The organism is Streptomyces sp. NPDC050759, from assembly GCF_044456945.1.
Lineage (GTDB): Bacteria > Actinomycetota > Actinomycetes > Streptomycetales > Streptomycetaceae > Streptomyces.
This window is the reverse complement of record NZ_JBITGI010000017.1, coordinates 163,164-177,546: the sequence shown is the minus strand read 5'-3', so window position 1 is coordinate 177,546 and position 14,383 is coordinate 163,164. Positions and strand designations below refer to the sequence as shown.

The 14,383-nt window shown below is 70.5% G+C and carries 11 protein-coding genes; 6 read left to right on the top strand and 5 right to left on the bottom strand.

The window, feature by feature from the left end:
- Nucleotides 1–13: 13 nt before the first annotated feature.
- A complete protein-coding gene (locus tag ACIBJB_RS37825; RefSeq protein ID WP_398937752.1) occupies nt 14–1,255 on the bottom strand; it encodes a cytidylyltransferase domain-containing protein in 1,242 nt (413 codons plus the stop codon).
- Nucleotides 1,256–1,290: 35 nt separating this feature from the next.
- Nucleotides 1,291–2,634 carry a DUF6716 putative glycosyltransferase gene (locus tag ACIBJB_RS37820; protein WP_398937750.1) on the bottom strand — a complete coding sequence of 448 codons (1,344 nt, stop codon included), beginning with the start codon at nt 2,632–2,634 and terminating at the stop codon, nt 1,291–1,293.
- A gap of 198 nt (nt 2,635–2,832) precedes the next feature.
- Between ACIBJB_RS37820 and ACIBJB_RS37815 the strand changes: the two genes are divergently transcribed.
- The 6 genes from ACIBJB_RS37815 to ACIBJB_RS37790 all read left to right on the top strand — a co-directional run bounded on the left by ACIBJB_RS37815 (nt 2,833) and on the right by ACIBJB_RS37790 (nt 8,888).
- On the top strand, nt 2,833–3,819 hold the full coding sequence (locus ACIBJB_RS37815) for a glycosyltransferase family 2 protein (RefSeq protein ID WP_398937748.1): 987 nt from the start codon (nt 2,833–2,835) through the stop codon (nt 3,817–3,819).
- A complete protein-coding gene (locus ACIBJB_RS37810; protein ID WP_398937746.1) occupies nt 3,819–5,162 on the top strand; it encodes an alpha-2,8-polysialyltransferase family protein in 1,344 nt (447 codons plus the stop codon). The genes ACIBJB_RS37815 and ACIBJB_RS37810 overlap by 1 nt, the downstream gene beginning before the upstream one ends.
- 89 nt (nt 5,163–5,251) lie before the next feature.
- Nucleotides 5,252–6,094, top strand: coding sequence for an FkbM family methyltransferase (locus tag ACIBJB_RS37805; protein ID WP_398937743.1), 843 nt, complete (start codon nt 5,252–5,254; stop codon nt 6,092–6,094).
- 109 nt (nt 6,095–6,203) lie between these two features.
- A complete protein-coding gene (locus tag ACIBJB_RS37800; protein ID WP_398937741.1) occupies nt 6,204–7,229 on the top strand; it encodes a glycosyltransferase family 2 protein in 1,026 nt (341 codons plus the stop codon).
- The gene (locus ACIBJB_RS37795) at nt 7,213–7,626 is read left to right on the top strand and encodes a GtrA family protein (RefSeq protein ID WP_398937739.1); all 414 of its coding nucleotides are present in this window, start codon (nt 7,213–7,215) and stop codon (nt 7,624–7,626) included. The genes ACIBJB_RS37800 and ACIBJB_RS37795 overlap by 17 nt, the downstream gene beginning before the upstream one ends.
- On the top strand, nt 7,623–8,888 hold the full coding sequence (locus ACIBJB_RS37790) for an NAD(P)/FAD-dependent oxidoreductase (RefSeq protein WP_398937737.1): 1,266 nt from the start codon (nt 7,623–7,625) through the stop codon (nt 8,886–8,888). Before ACIBJB_RS37795 ends, ACIBJB_RS37790 begins: the two co-directional genes overlap by 4 nt.
- Here the strand turns inward: ACIBJB_RS37790 and ACIBJB_RS37785 are convergent.
- Genes ACIBJB_RS37785 through ACIBJB_RS37775 form a run of 3 tightly spaced genes read right to left on the bottom strand, consistent with a single transcriptional unit; the run spans nt 8,878 to nt 14,368 of the window.
- Nucleotides 8,878–10,572, bottom strand: coding sequence for a hypothetical protein (locus tag ACIBJB_RS37785; protein WP_398937735.1), 1,695 nt, complete (start codon nt 10,570–10,572; stop codon nt 8,878–8,880). The two genes, ACIBJB_RS37790 and ACIBJB_RS37785, sit on opposite strands and share 11 nt — an antisense overlap.
- A gap of 2 nt (nt 10,573–10,574) precedes the next feature.
- Nucleotides 10,575–12,908: a glycosyltransferase gene (locus tag ACIBJB_RS37780; protein ID WP_398937733.1), complete on the bottom strand. Its 2,334-nt coding sequence runs from the start codon at nt 12,906–12,908 to the stop codon at nt 10,575–10,577.
- Complete coding sequence (locus ACIBJB_RS37775; protein WP_398937731.1) at nt 12,905–14,368, bottom strand: glycosyltransferase family 29 protein; 1,464 nt, start codon at nt 14,366–14,368, stop codon at nt 12,905–12,907. The genes ACIBJB_RS37780 and ACIBJB_RS37775 overlap by 4 nt, the downstream gene beginning before the upstream one ends.
- Nucleotides 14,369–14,383: the final 15 nt, after the last annotated feature.

Here is a 14,383-nt window from a genome sequence, read left to right as displayed (position 1 = left end):
ACGGGAACGTTCCTTAACTGTCGAGGGAGTCGAGAGAGGGGCCGAGGATCCAGCTGGCGATCTCTCGGATCGCGCCGTCGCCACCGGGGACGGTGGTGACCGCACGGGCGGCGCCGCGTACCACGTCGTGGGCGCTCGCGACCGCCACGGGCCAGCCCACGAGGGCGAAGCACGGGAGGTCGTTGACGTCGTTGCCGACGTAGAGCACGCGCTCGGGCGCGATGCCCTGCTCCTCGCACCACTGCTTCAGTGCGAGGTCCTTCCGGTCGATGCCGTGCAGCACGGGGATCTTCAGCTTCCGTGCGCGGGCGGCGACGACCGGGTTCTGCTCCGTGGAGAGGGTCAGCATCTTCAGGCCCGACCTGCGCAGGGCGGCGATGCCGAGTCCGTCTCCGCGGTGCACGGAGACGAACTCCTTTCCATCGGCGTCGATCAGCACCCGGTCGTCGGTCTGGGTGCCGTCGAAGTCCAGTACGACCGCGTCCACGTCGCCGAAGGACGGCAGGGCGCCGGCGCGGTCCGCGTCGAAGAGGGGGGCCAGCGCGCGGGCGCGGGCCAGGTCGTGCGGGTCGTCGATCTCCAGCACACGCGCGGGGTCCGTGCGGACGAGTTCGGTGCGGCCGAAGAAGCGGTGCTGGTGCTTGCGGAAGCCCGGCGCGTCCATCGCGTAGGCGGCGCCGGTCTCCAGGAAGTCCTGGGGGCGGTCCTGGCGGCGGGGGCGGTAGGACTTGTCGTGGTTGACGCCGTGGCCGCCACCGGTGGCCGCGTCCTGCGAGGTCTCGGCGTCCCGCCAGATGAAGCCGTGGAAGGGGGCCACGGTGACGGCGGTGTCCGCGCCGTCCTCGACGATCGCGGCGGCGACCCCGTCGATGTCCTCCCGGACGATGAACGGGCTGGTGCACTGCACGAACACCACGACGTCGACGGCCGCGCCGTGCAGGGCCTCGTGGGTGTCCAGGGCGTGCAGGACGGCGGCTTCCGAGGTGGCCGTGTCGCCGGCGATGGCGGCAGGGCGCAGCACGACCTCGGCGCCGGCCTCGCGGGCGGTGGCGGCGATCGCCTGGTCGTCGGTGGAGACCAGGACGTCGGTCACCAGCCGGGTGGCGAGGCACTCGCGTACGGCCCGTGCCACCAGCGGCACGCCGCCCACCGGGGCGAGGTTCTTCGCGGGCACGCCCTTGGAGCCGCCGCGCGCGGGGATCACCGCGAGCACCCGGCGCACCGAAGCGCCTTGGCCCGCTTGCGGGTTGGACATGGGGTCTGCTCCTTGCGAGAGGCCTGGGAAGGTGTTCACAGCTCCCCCATCCGCCGGATCACCGGGGCCACCCGCTGCACCCCGTGCCGGTAGGCGCCCCGGGCCGCGCGGCGGACGATCTGCCGCACCGGGCCCGGCTCCTTGTCGTGGGCGGGGGCGCCGGGCAGCGGTGTGCCGTCGGGGCCGAGGTGGTGGCGGGCGAGGATGCCGGGGAGGTAGCCGGGGGCGGTGACGGGTGTGTAGTACGGGGTCAGCGGGGGCCGCTCGGGCGAGGCGAGCAGCTTGGCGATGCGTTCTCGCGCCCCGTCGAAGGCGTGCGCGTACGTGCCGTCAGCGACGACCCCCTGCCGTGCCACCCACTCCTCGTCGGGCACCGGCCGGTGGCCCGCGTCCAGTTGGTCCCAGGAGGCGAGACAGCCGGAGCCCACGAAGTGGTGGTTGCCGAGCACCTCGCGGACGCCGAGGTCGCTCAGGACCGCGGTCGGGACCCGGCGGTGCAGCGACTCCAGGGCGGCCGTGGAGCTGATGGTGACCAGCAGGTCGGTGCGTTCGAGGACTTCGCCCATGTTGCCGTACACCAGACGGAAGTTGGCCGGCGGATCGAGCCGCTGGATCAGCTTCTGGTACGGCAACTCCTCGATGTGCGTGGTGTGTTCGCCGGGCCTGGAGCGCAGCTTGAGCAGCACCTCGCGCTCGGGGTGCAGCCGGGCGTGGCCCATGAGCCGTTCCAGCAGGTACACCCGGTCCCTGCGGTTGTCGGGCACGGAGGGCTGGACCGCGAACACCACGGTGTACGGGTCGTGTTCACCTTCGTAGGCCGCACCGCCCAGGAACGGCAGCGCCACCTCGGTCACGGAGGAGGCATCCGCGCCGACACCCTCGTACACCGCGCGGAAGCGCTCGGCGTCCTGCCGGGAGTTGGCGAGGACGAGGTCGGCTCCGTGCCGCAGGAGCAGACCGTCGGCGAGCTTCTCGTAGACGACGCCGACATAGCCGGTGACGACCACGGGCCGCTTCTCCAGACCGTCCCAGACCCGCGCCAGGCCGTGCAGCATGGCCTGGACGCCGCCGCCGACCAGGGCCAGCACGACGATGTCGTACGACGTCTCGGCCATGGCGCGCAGGAACTCGAGCGCGGTGACCTCCCGCAGGGAGTCCGCGCGCACACCGACCTCTTCGAGCTGGCGTGCGGTGGGTGTCGCGCGGCCACGCAGCAGGAATCCGTCCAGCGCGAGGCCGACTTGCGCCCCGCCACGCGGTCCGGCTTCCATGGACGGACCCGGAGCGATGCGGTCGGCGGTCAGCGCACCCCATTTCCAGCGGGTGTCGGAGTCCGCGAGGACGGCGATTCGAAGGGACTTCGTTGTACGTGGCGGCACGACCACGACGCTAGGAAGCAATTTCTAGGTCCTGCCCAACCGCGAATCAACGAGAAGTTAACAAAAGACCACCGAGAGCCGAACTGGCCCGCCGAAGACCGGGAAGTACACGGGATGCACCGTTCCGACACATTGAGTTCACCCGCAGTCCCCCTGCCCGAAAGTTTCGCTGCCGGACCGCCTTCTAGCGTTTCTCGGGTGCCAAAGCTCTCCGTCATCGTGCCCTTCTACAACGTGCAGCAATACGCCCCGGACACCCTCCGAAGTCTTCGCATGAATGCGCGGCGAGATTTCGAGTTCGTGCTGGTGAACGACAAATCAAAGGACGAAACGCCGGCGATTCTCGACCGCGCGGCCGAGCAGCTCTCGGACGTCGCCCATGTGCAGGTCCTCCACCACGAGACGAACGGAGGGCTCGCCACCGCGCGCAACACCGGCCTGGACGCGGCGCGCGGCGAGTACCTGACCTTCCTGGACGGCGACGACTGGCTCGCGCCGGGCTACCTCACGGACCTGGTCACCGCCATCGAGGAGTTGGGCTGCGACTTCGTCCGCACCGACCATGTGCAGACCGTCGCGCGCGCCCGCACCGTGCACCGGGTCCCGATCGGGCGGCGGGGCGAGGTGATGAACCCGCGGGAGGCGATCCTGCCCGCCGACCGGTCGACCTCCGTCGACTACGCGTACGCGTGGGCCGGCGCCTACCACCGCCGCCTGCTGGACAAGGGACTGCTGCACTTCACCGACGGGCTGCGCACGGCCGAGGACCGGCCGTGGATCTGGAAGCTGCACCGCGAGGCCGAGTCGTTCGCCGTGGTGAGTCTGCTGGGCGTGTTCTACCGGCGCGGGGTGGCCTCCTCCCTCACCCAGATCGGCGACGCCCGCCAGCTCGACTTCATCCGCGCCTTCGACCAGGTCGTCGAGGAGACGGCGGCGGACCCGGACGCCGACCAGCTGCTCCCCAAGGCGGTGCGCACCTACTGCGCGATCATCGCCCACCATCTCTCCGACGAGTCCAAGTGGGAGCCGTCCGTGGCCAAGCAGCTGCGGGCGATGAGCGCGGCGGCCATACAGCGGATGCCGCAGGACGCGCTCGGGGACGTACTCGACACCATGGACCTGCGCCGCTCCGCCAAGCTGCGGCGGCTGCGGCGGCGGATCACCACAGCGAAGGCGGCCGCGTGATGTCCCCCCGTACCCCCCACACCACGCAGATCTTCTGCGCCTCCACGCTGTACGGCGCGGTCACCCTGGCCGCCGCGATCGACTCCGACCTCTTCGAGGAGGCCGAGCGCCGGGTGCTGCTGGTGTTCAACAACACCGCGACGCCGGAGACCTCGCTGCCGCTGGACGCGATGCCGGGCTTCGCGCCGCTGCGCGACCACTTCGACGAGGTGCTCTCCTGGAACGAGGCCATCCGCCCGTTCCACCCGGGCGCCTGGACTCCCCGCCCGGACGACATCCCCCTCTTCGAGCGCTATCTGCGCCTGCTGTGGGGCCTCGGTGAGGACCGTGTCGAACTGGTCCTGGAGTCCCTCCAGGTCGCCCCCGCCCTCACCGTCGCCCAGATCTTCACCGGCGCCCCGGTCGACGTCTACGCCGACGGCCTGATGAGCTACGGCCCCACCCGCAACAAGCTCGACCCGCTGGTCGGCACGCGCGTGCGCCGGCTGCTCCACCTGGACCTGATCGCGGGCCTCACGCCGATGCTGCTGACCGAGTTCGGCGTACCGCCGGTCGTGGTGCCGACGTCCGCCTTCCTGAAGGCGATGGGCGAACTGACGGCCACCGTGGAGGAGTTGCCGCCGCTGCCGGACAATGCGGCGCTGCTGCTCGGCCAGTACCTCTCCGCGCTGGACATCCTCTCCCCCGCCCAGGAGGAGAACCTGCACGTACGGATGCTGAAGGGCGCGGTCGCCAAGGGGCACCGCTCGATCGTCTTCAAGCCGCACCCCAGCGCGCCGGCCCGCTTCAGCCGCGCCCTGGAGGCCGAGGCCGAGAAGCTCGGCGTGGACCTCACCGTCCTGGACACCCCGGTGCTCGCCGAGGTGCTGTTCGAGAAGGCCCGGCCCGCACTGGTCGTCGGCTGCTTCTCCACCGCGCTGTTCACGGCCTCCGCCCTCTACGACCTGCCGACCGCCCGCATCGGTACCGAGCTGCTCCTCGAGCGGCTGACGCCGTACCAGAACAGCAACCGGGTCCCGGTGGTGCTGGCGGACGCGGTGCTGGCGGACCTGGAGGGGCGCGGGAGTGAGGACGCGATCCCGGCCGGGGATCTGAACGCCCTGGTCACCGCGGTCGGATTCACCATGCAGCCGCAGATCTATCCGAGCCTTCGCCCGGCGGCGGAGGGGTACCTCTCGAAGCACTTCAAGCCGCGCACCCAGCGCTACTTCAAGCGCAAGCGGCTCACCTCCCTGGGCCTGCCCGGCGGCATTCCCGAGCGGCTGGCCTTCCTGCCGCGCAGCTCCACCGCGCGCCGGGTGGTGCGGCGGGCCCGGGCGCTGAAGAAGGCCGTGAAGCGCTGAACGAACCGTGAGTGAACACGGCGCGCCGGGAACATGACGCCGGGGAAAAGGCCAGGTCACCACGGATGACCTGGCCCTACCATCGCCGGATGCGTATCCACCAGCTCGATGAAGCCAATGCCCGCATGCTGGCCCACGCACCATCCGTCAGGCCGGTCACCACCAGCGACATCATCCGCGTCCACCGCAAGAAGCACCCGTACCGGGGCTATGTCGAGATCGACTCCCCGTACTGTCCGCCGTTCGTCATGTTCTGTGTGAACGACGAGGCCGTCGCCCTCGACACCCTCTGGAACGGGCGGTTCGGCTACGAGCCCGGCAGCCTCGCCACCTGGGCCCGGCTCGCCGCGCAGAGCACGACGATCGCCGATGTCGGGGCGCACGTCGGCTACTTCTCGATGATCGCCGCGCTCTCCCGTCCCGAGGCGACGGTGCACTCCTTCGAGCCGGTGGACCAGATCCACGCCCGGCTCTCGGTGAACGTCCGGTCGAACGGCGTCCAGAACGTCAGGCTCCACCAGGCCGGCGTGTCAACCGCGGCCGGCTGGGCGGAGATCAGCGTCCGCTTCTCGGGAAACCTGCTGTCGACGGGCTCCACCCTGGAGCACTCCACCGCCGACGCCCAGCTCAAGCGCATTCGCCTGGTCTGTCTCGACGAGGTGTTCGCCGACACGAAACTGGACCTGATCAAGATCGACGTGGAGGGCCATGAGATGTCGGTCCTGGAAGGCGCCCGGCAGGTCCTGAAACGGGACCGGCCCGCCGTATTGCTGGAGGCACTCGCCGGCGCTCCGCTGGACCCGCTTCTCGCGGAATTCGACCCGCTCGGTTACGACTCCCACTGGATCGCGGAACTCGACGGTGAACTCGTTCCGTCCTCCGCGCCGCGTCCGCCCAAGACGCGGAATCTGTTGTTCCTCCCCCGCGACTGAACTTCGGAACCCGAATTCGCGGAAGAAAGCCGAAGAGAAACAGGGAGGACGCCTGTCCGACGCGGGTTGTTGGGCTGCGGTTCACAGGAGCTCCATAACTTCCCGCAACATGACCCAACAGGACATACGTCCGCCGTCCCCCGCTCCGGCTCCCGTCACGCTCGTCACCGTGGAGCCGGAACCGGAGCGGGGGCGGCCGTTGATCTCCTACGTCCTCCCCGTCTACAACGAGCGGGACGGCATCACCGCCTTCCACACCGAGCTCACCGCGGCCCTCGACAGCCGCCCCGAACTGGACTTCGAGCTGGTGTACGTCAACGACGGCTCCACGGACGGCTCCCTGGAGCTGCTCAAGGACCTCGCGGAGCGGGACGGACGGGTCCGGGTCGTCGACTTCGCGCGCAACTTCGGGCACCAGATCGCCATCACCGCCGGGCTCGACCTCGCCCGGGGTGACGCGGTGATCGTGATGGACACCGACCTCCAGGACCCGCCGAAGGTCAGCCTGGAGCTGGTCGACGCCTGGCGCGAGGGGGCCGAGATCGTGCACGCGCGCCGGCGCTCCCGGCAGGACAGCGCGTTCAAGCGGGCCACCGCTCACCTCTACTACCGCGTCCTGCGTTCCTCCACCGACGTGGACATCCCGCTGGACACCGGGGACTTCCGGCTCCTCGACCGGCGAGTCGCCCAGGAGCTGCGCAGATACCGCGAGCGCAGCCGGTTCGTGCGCGGCATCGTCGCCTCGATGGGCTACCGGCAGACCGAGGTGGCCTTCGACCGCGACGAACGGTTCGCGGGCGAGACCAAGTACCCGCTGCGCAAGATGGCCCGGCTCGCGATCGACGGCATGACGAGCTTCTCCACCGCCCCGCTGAAAATGATCACCCGGCTCGGCTTCGTGGTGCTCGCGCTGTCCCTGCTCGGCATCCTCTACGCGCTGGCCATGAAGTTCTTCCGGCCCGAGATCACCGTCTCCGGCTGGACGATGCTGATGTGCGTCGTGCTGTTCCTGGGCGGCACGCAGATGCTGTCGCTGGGCGTCATCGGCGCGTACATCGGGCGCATCTACAGCGAGGCACAGGGCCGGCCGCTGTATCTGGTGCGCGAGGTCGTCGGCGGTGACGGTGACCACTGAGACCGCCCCCGCGCCCGCCCCGCCCCGGATCACCCGGCAACTCCTGCGCTACACCCTCATCGGCGGCAGCGGCGTCGCCCTCGACCTGGCCGTCTTCCTGCTGCTGCACAACCTCACCGGGATGAACGAGCAGGTCGCCAACGCGCTGAGCACCACCCTCGGCATCGCCAGCAACTTCGCCCTGAACGCGCGGTTCACCTTCGAGCGCCGCGACCGGCTCGTCGTCCGCTTCCTGCGTTTCTACGCCGTCGGGCTGTCCGGCATCGCCCTGACGAACCTGCTGTTCCTCGCCTTCACCGACGGTCTGGGGATCGACGCCAACCTGGTCAAGGCGGGTTCCCTGCCGCTGGTCCTGGCGCTCCAGTTCGTGCTCAACAGAAAGTGGAGCTTCGCATGAACCTCGGCATCATCGGCGCCGGCGCCACCGGCCTGACGGCCGCCTGGGACGCCGTACGCGCCGGCCACCAGGTCACCATCCTGGAGGCGGCGGACGAACTCGGCGGCCTGGCCGCCTCGTTGGAGGTCGGCGGGGTTCCCCTGGAGCGCTACTACCACCACATCTTCCGCAGCGACAAGGCGATGATCGCCCTGATCGAGGAGCTGGGGCTCGGCGACGCGCTGCGCTTCCACCGGCCGACGACCGGTATCTACCGGGGTGGCAGGCTGATCGACTTCACCACGCCGTTCGACATGGTGCGCTTCCCCGACTTCGGCCCCGTCGACGCCGTGCGCTTCGCCGGCTCCTCGGCGGTACTCAAGGCGGTGCGCAAGGGGGACCGCTACAACGACCTCACCGCGTTGGCCTGGCTGCGCAAGTGGGCCGGGAAGAAGGCCACCGCGGCCGTCTGGGAGCCCCTGCTGACCGGCAAGTTCGGCGACCGCGCCGAACAGGTGTCGATGGCCTGGCTGTGGGCCCGGATCCACTGCCGGACCTTCGAACTCGGCTATGTGGACGGCGGGTTCGAGCGGGTCTACGCGGCGCTGCGGGACGGCATCGAGGAGCGCGGCGGCAAGGTGGAGTTCGGCAAGGCGGCCGCGACGATACGGCAGGACGGCGACCTGGTGTCGGTGCGCTGCGCGGACGGTTCCGCCTACGAGTTCGACCACCTGATCGTCACGACCCCGCAGCCGGCCTTCGCGAAGGCGGCGGGACTCCCGGCCGACGACACGGTGTGGAAGAACCAGTACCTGGGCGCCACCTGCTTCGTGCTGGAACTGGACCGCAGTGCGATCCCGTACTACTGGCTCAACATCAACGAGCCCGACTTCCCCTTCCTCGCGGTCGTCGAACACACCAAGATGATCGACCCGGCCGTCTACGGCGGGCGGCACATCCTCTACGTCGGCAACTACGTGGAGCGCGAGGACTGGCGCTTCACCACCGAGCCGAGTGACCTGCTCGACGCCTTCGTGCCGTATCTGAAGCGGATCAACCCGGCCTTCGAGAAGTCCTGGATCAAGGACTGGCACTTCTCGAAGGCCGGGTTCGCCCAGCCGGTGGTGACGCCGGAGTACCGCGCGCTGATCCCGGCCCACGAGACACCCATGAGCCGGGTCACGCTGGCGACGATGGCCCAGATCTACCCGCAGGACCGGGGCCAGAGCTACTCGGTGGCCATGGCCCGCGAGGTCGTCAGGTCTCTGGGGCTCAGCGCCTGACGCACAGCACCAGCCGCTCGCCCTCCTCGCCGCGCGGGCAGTCGTACACCGCGGTGACCCGGCGCCACAGCTCCGGGTCCACGCGGCCCGGCTGGAACCAGGGCCGCTCCAGGACGGCGTACGGGGCCGGGTCGTGGTCGACGCAGTCGGCGTTCTCCTTGAACGACTTCAGCTCGGCCACGTCCGGCAGGTAGCGGGTGCGCTGGAGGAACGTGGCGATCGGGTAGCGGCACCGGGCCGGGTGCCCGACGTCGTACGCCGTCTCGCCGAAGGCCAGGTACAGCACCGGGGCTCCGGCGGGCAGCTCGGCACGGATGCGGTCGGCGTCCTCGGCGGCCCGCCGCTGCGACTTCAGGTACTCGGCGCCGGTGACGGTGACCTTCCCGTACTGCACCAGGTGCGGGGAGCCGGGCCAGATGCTCGCGGCCAGCAGCACCACACCGGACAGGGCGACCAGGACGGCCGACCGGTTCCGGAGCCGTTTCTCCAGCACCACGTCCAGCACGGCCGCGAGCAGCGCGACCAGCCCCGCCGCCCACACCTCCCACGAGCGCTGCGCTCCCCTGGGCAGCTGCGCGTACACCACGGGCGCCACGCCGTACAGTAGCGACACGGCCCCGAAGCACCACGGCGGCGAGCGGCGCGCTCCGCCGACCGCGACGCCCCAGACCACCGCCGCGACGACCGGCATCTGGGCCCCGTGGTAGAGGAACCAGTTGCCCTGGACGACCACGACCGCCTGTGCGGCGAGGCCGATGAGCGCGGCGACCGCCAGGAGTTCGGCCCGCCGCAGGCGACCCTGGACCCGGGTGAGGACGAGCAGCAGCGCGCCCGGCAGGAGCAGCAGGACCGGACTGGCCACCGCACGGTCGGCGAGGAAGTCCAGGGAACGGTCGAGGATGAAGTGCGGCCGGATGCCGGTGCGGCTCAGGGCCGACTGGTTGATCTGCGGCATGTCCTCGGTCCACTGCCACTCGTGGCTGCCGGCGAGGACGCTGAGGCCGAACAGGGCCAGTGCGGCGGGCACACCGAGCACCGCGACGCGTACCGCCCGGCCCCGGTCGACCGCGTAGACGAAGAGTACGCCGATCGCGGCGGTCGCGGCGGTGGAGTACTTCATCATCACCGCGAGGCCGAACGGGAGCGCGGCGAGCAGCGCCGCCGGCCAGGGCCGCCGCAGGCCGAGCGCGGCGGCCGCCCCGAACACGGTGAGGACGACGGCCGCCCACTCCGGCTGGAGGAAGTCGTTGCGGGGCGCGAGCGCCAGGGCGAGCCCGGTGGCGCCGGCCGTCAGGGCGGCCTCGCGGGCGCCCACGCGGCGGACCAGCGCCGCGTGGAGCGCGTAGCCGGCGGCGAGGGCCAGGAGGACCCCGGCCACGTTCATCGTGGCCTCGCGCACCGCCGTGCTCCCGAAGAAGGCGAGCCGGTCCAGGAGCGCGACGAACCACCGGTAGAAGTACGGGCGGTGGGTGAAGACCTCCGATGGCGAGTAGCCGGCCGCGCGGCCGGTGCGCAGGGCGGCGAGGACGTAGTGGATGTCGCCCGTCAGACCGCGGGTGAGGGCCGTGTACACCACGGCCACCGCGGACGGCAGGGCGGCCGCCGCCCACCACAGGGGTGAGCGGCGGCCGGTGGTACGGGGCCGGGCGGTGACGGTCGCGCCGCCGGCCAGGGTGCTCGTCACGGTCAGCCGCCCAGGATGACCCGGAGGTCGGCCGCGTTCGCCTCGGTGACCTTCCACAGCTCCTGCTGGCGGCCGTGGACGTCGGCGACCGTCCTGTCGTGGTCGGCGAGCAGTTCCGTCGCGCGCTCCACCAGACGGGCGGCGAGGTGGCGGTCGTGGACCGAGACGCCCCACTCGGGCCGCTCGATGTCCCGCAGGAAGTACGCCATCTTCGGGTGCGAGATCAGGCTGATGATCGGGGTGCCGACGCCGAAGGGGATCATTCCCGCGTGGCCGCGCATGCCGATGACCAGCTTGGTGCGGGCGTAGAGGTCGAGGATCTCCTTGTTCTCGAAGTCGTACATCGGGATGACCGGCATCGAGATGCCGTGCTCGCGGCGCAGGTCGAAGACGATCTTCTCGTCGTCGAGGGAGTGCGCCACACACTGCACCTCGGCCAGCTTGCCCAGGTCCCGTACGGCCTGGGCCATCTGGGCCAGGAAGTAGCCGTAGTCGTGGCCGAAGCGCAGGCCCGCGCGGTCGTAGGCGGCGTTGATGAGGATCGTGTCGTCGCGCCCCGCCGGGTCCTGCCAGCCGGGCACCAGCTGGCGGGCGACGGTCGTCGGACAGGGCTGGAAGCGGATCTTGTCGTGCAGGTGGGCCGGGACCATGGCCCGGACCTTCTCGATCGAGCCGTGGTTGCGCAGACCGAAGAACGAGGACTGCTCGACGAGCAGGCGCAGCGAGTCCCGGAAGCGGTTGGCGCGGTAGGACTGGCCGTCGAAGGCGTTGAAGCCGACGGCGAAGACCGCGACGGGGACGTCGATGCGCTTGAGCAGCTCGTCCGGGACGTTCCACTGCCAGGCGCTGTTGCCGTTGGGCATGGTGTCCGGGATGAACAGCCCGCCGCCGCCGATGACCAGGCCGCGGCGGCGGTTGACGCGCTGCAGGGCGGCCTCGTCGAAGAGACGGTGGGCGTGCACGGAGTGCCAGCGGCGGGAGGTGGTGTCCGGCCCGAAGGCGGAGCGGACGCTCTCCGGGAGGAGCTTGTCACCGGCGTTGCCCTGGCGGTCCATGTAGAAGGCGACATGGGACAACTGGTCCTCGGGGGCGCCCAGTTCCTGTGCCGGTACGGCGGCCGCGCGCTGCGCCCACAGGCGGCTGGGGCGGTGCGTCGGGTCGACGGACATGCCGGCCGTGGCGTACGTCAGGGCCTCGGTGTGGTCGCCGTGCACCCAGGCCATCTGGGCGAGGCGGGCGTAGGCGGTGGCGGCCCGGTTGGGGGCGGCGGCGGCCAGCAGGAGCTGTGTCCTCGCCTCCTCGTAGCGGGAGACGCTCATCAGGGCGTGGCCGAGGACCTCGTGCGGCCAGGCCTCGTCGAGGGGGATGCGGACACTGGAGAGGATGTCGACGGCGTCCTGGTAGTCGCCGGAGGCGATGTGCGCGGCGGCCACCTTGCGGGCCACCTCGACGTCGCCGGTGCGGGCCACGTGCGGGGTGCCGTAGTGCACGACCAGGTCGTGGTGCAGTCCGCCGGGGGACTCCATGTACGCGGCCTGGAACTCGGCGTCGGACAGCTCGAACTCGCGCCAGCGCTCCTCGGCCCGGCTGTAACCCGTCTCGCCTCCCTGCCAGGGCTTGTGGCGGCCGGTGAAGTGCAGGATCGCGGTGTCGTCGGGGACGGGCAGGTCGCCCGAGAGGCGCCGCTTGACGAAGTTGTAGCGGGCGTCGAGGCGCACGAAGTCGCCGTCCAGGACTGCGTTGAGGATGCCCTGGTCGTGCTTGTCGAGCTCGTAGTCGCCGGAGCGGCCGCACTTGTCGAGCTTCGCGCAGAAGGAATCGCTCAGGTACTCGCGCTGGATGACCAGCAGACCGGAGTTGAGCTTGTGCTGCCCGTAGAAGAACTGCGGGACGGCCGCCAACCCCTCGCGCAGCTGGAGGAGTTCGCTCAGGTCGCCGAGGACGACCATGTCGGTGTCGAGGGTGATGACGGTGTCGTACTCGCGGATCCTGAAGACGTCCAGGATGAAGTACGCCTTGCGGACCAGGTAGTTGTCCTGGTCGCCCTTCTTGTACGAGTCGTAGCGGTCGGCGTCGACCCGCTTGAGGACGATGCGCGGGTGCAGAGCGCGAATCTTGGCGATCGAGCCGGGGCGCAGGTCGTCGTAGAGGACGACGAAGTCCTCGCACACGCCGGGGTTCGACAGGGCGAGGCTGCGCAGCAGGGCGAGGAAGCCGGGCAGGTAGTTCTCGTCGACGAAGCTGGCGAAGGCGATCCTGCGCTTGCCGGTGAGGGCGTGGGCGTCGGTCACCGGGGCCAGGGGGGCGGCGGTCCCGGCAAGGGAGTTGATGGTCATCGCAGGGATATCCTCATGTCGGTCACGCTCTGGGCCCGCTCCATGACCCATGCCTTCTCGCTGGTGTACTCGTGCACGGAGGTGATGGCGAGCTTCATCGCTTCCTGGACGCGGTAGGGGCCGCTCTCGTAGAAGTCGAAGCCGATCAGGTCGAGCTTCGGGCTGACGTCGAGGAAGTCCAGCAGGTAGAGCATGTTGAAGCCGGTGGTCGGGATGCCGGACCAGGCGTCGGTGGAGACCTTGCCGATGTTGCGCAGGGGCCAGCGCAGCGACTCGTCGCCGAGGTAGGTCTGGGCGCCGGGCACCAGGCGGTTGCGCAGCGAGTACTTCCAGTCGCCGGAGACCCCGCCGAAGACGAGCCGGGTGGTGACGTGCTGGTCCCAGTTGAAGCCGTGCTTGTGGATCGTGGCGTGGATGTCGGTCCTGCTGCCGGTGTGCTTCGGATCGATCCGGTAGGAGTTGAAGCGGACGACGAGGTCGTACGCGTCGATCTCGGCGCCCATGGAACTGGCGCCCACCCGCCCGGAGTTGGCGATCAGGCAGATCGACTTGCCGGCGATCAGGTTGCGGAACTCTCCCAGGGTGATCCACTGCACACCGCCCACGGTCGGGTCGGCGACCGGACCGCGCATGCGGCTGCGGCGCTGCTCGGCGTAGAGCGCGACGGCCTCGGTGAGCGCGGCGAGGTCGGTGTCCTCGGTGGAGCGCAGGTCGAGGTACTGGCTGAGCAGTTCCTGGCGCTCCTGCACGGGGGCGCTCTCGTCGGTCAGCGCGAGGAGCGCTCCCACGAGCCGGGGCTCGGCCTCGGCCCAGTCGCCGACGGCATGCGCGGCGAGTCCCTCGGCCCACACGTCGGTGGCGGGGCGGGCGGCGAAGGAGCGGGCGCCGGGGACCTGGCGCTTCAGGAGGTCGAGGAGCTCGCGCTCCTTCTCCCCCGCGATCCGCAGGCCGGCGATCCGGGCGCGGACGCCGAAGCCGTCGTCGTCGGTGAGGGCGAGATAGCGCTCGTAGGCCTCCAGGGCCTCGGCCTCCTCACCGAGCGCCTCCAGGAGCCGGGCGCGCAGCCGCCAGCCGGCGCGGGAGTTCTTGCGCTGGGCGAGGACGGTGTCGCTGATGATCAGGGCGAGGTTCAGCTCGTCGTCGTAACCGCACTCCAAGGCCTTGTTGGCGACGGCGAGCAAGGCGTCGAGCAGCTCGGCGGGGATGGCGGCGGTGGGGGTCGCGGCGCCCTTGACGGCCCGCTTGAGCAGGGCCGTCGCACCGGACGGGGCGGGCGTCGCCGGGGCCGCGGTGGCGGTCGTCCCCCACACCACGAGCAGCTTGCGCAGCTGTTCGCCGAGTTCGACGCGGCGCCGGTCGACACTGCCGACGACCTTGCCGCTGTGCGCCGCGCAGGCGCGCAGGCACTCGTCCAGCTCCCCTCCACGCGCGCGTGCACGCCTCTTCTGGACCGTCGTCATGGCACTCCTGTTGTT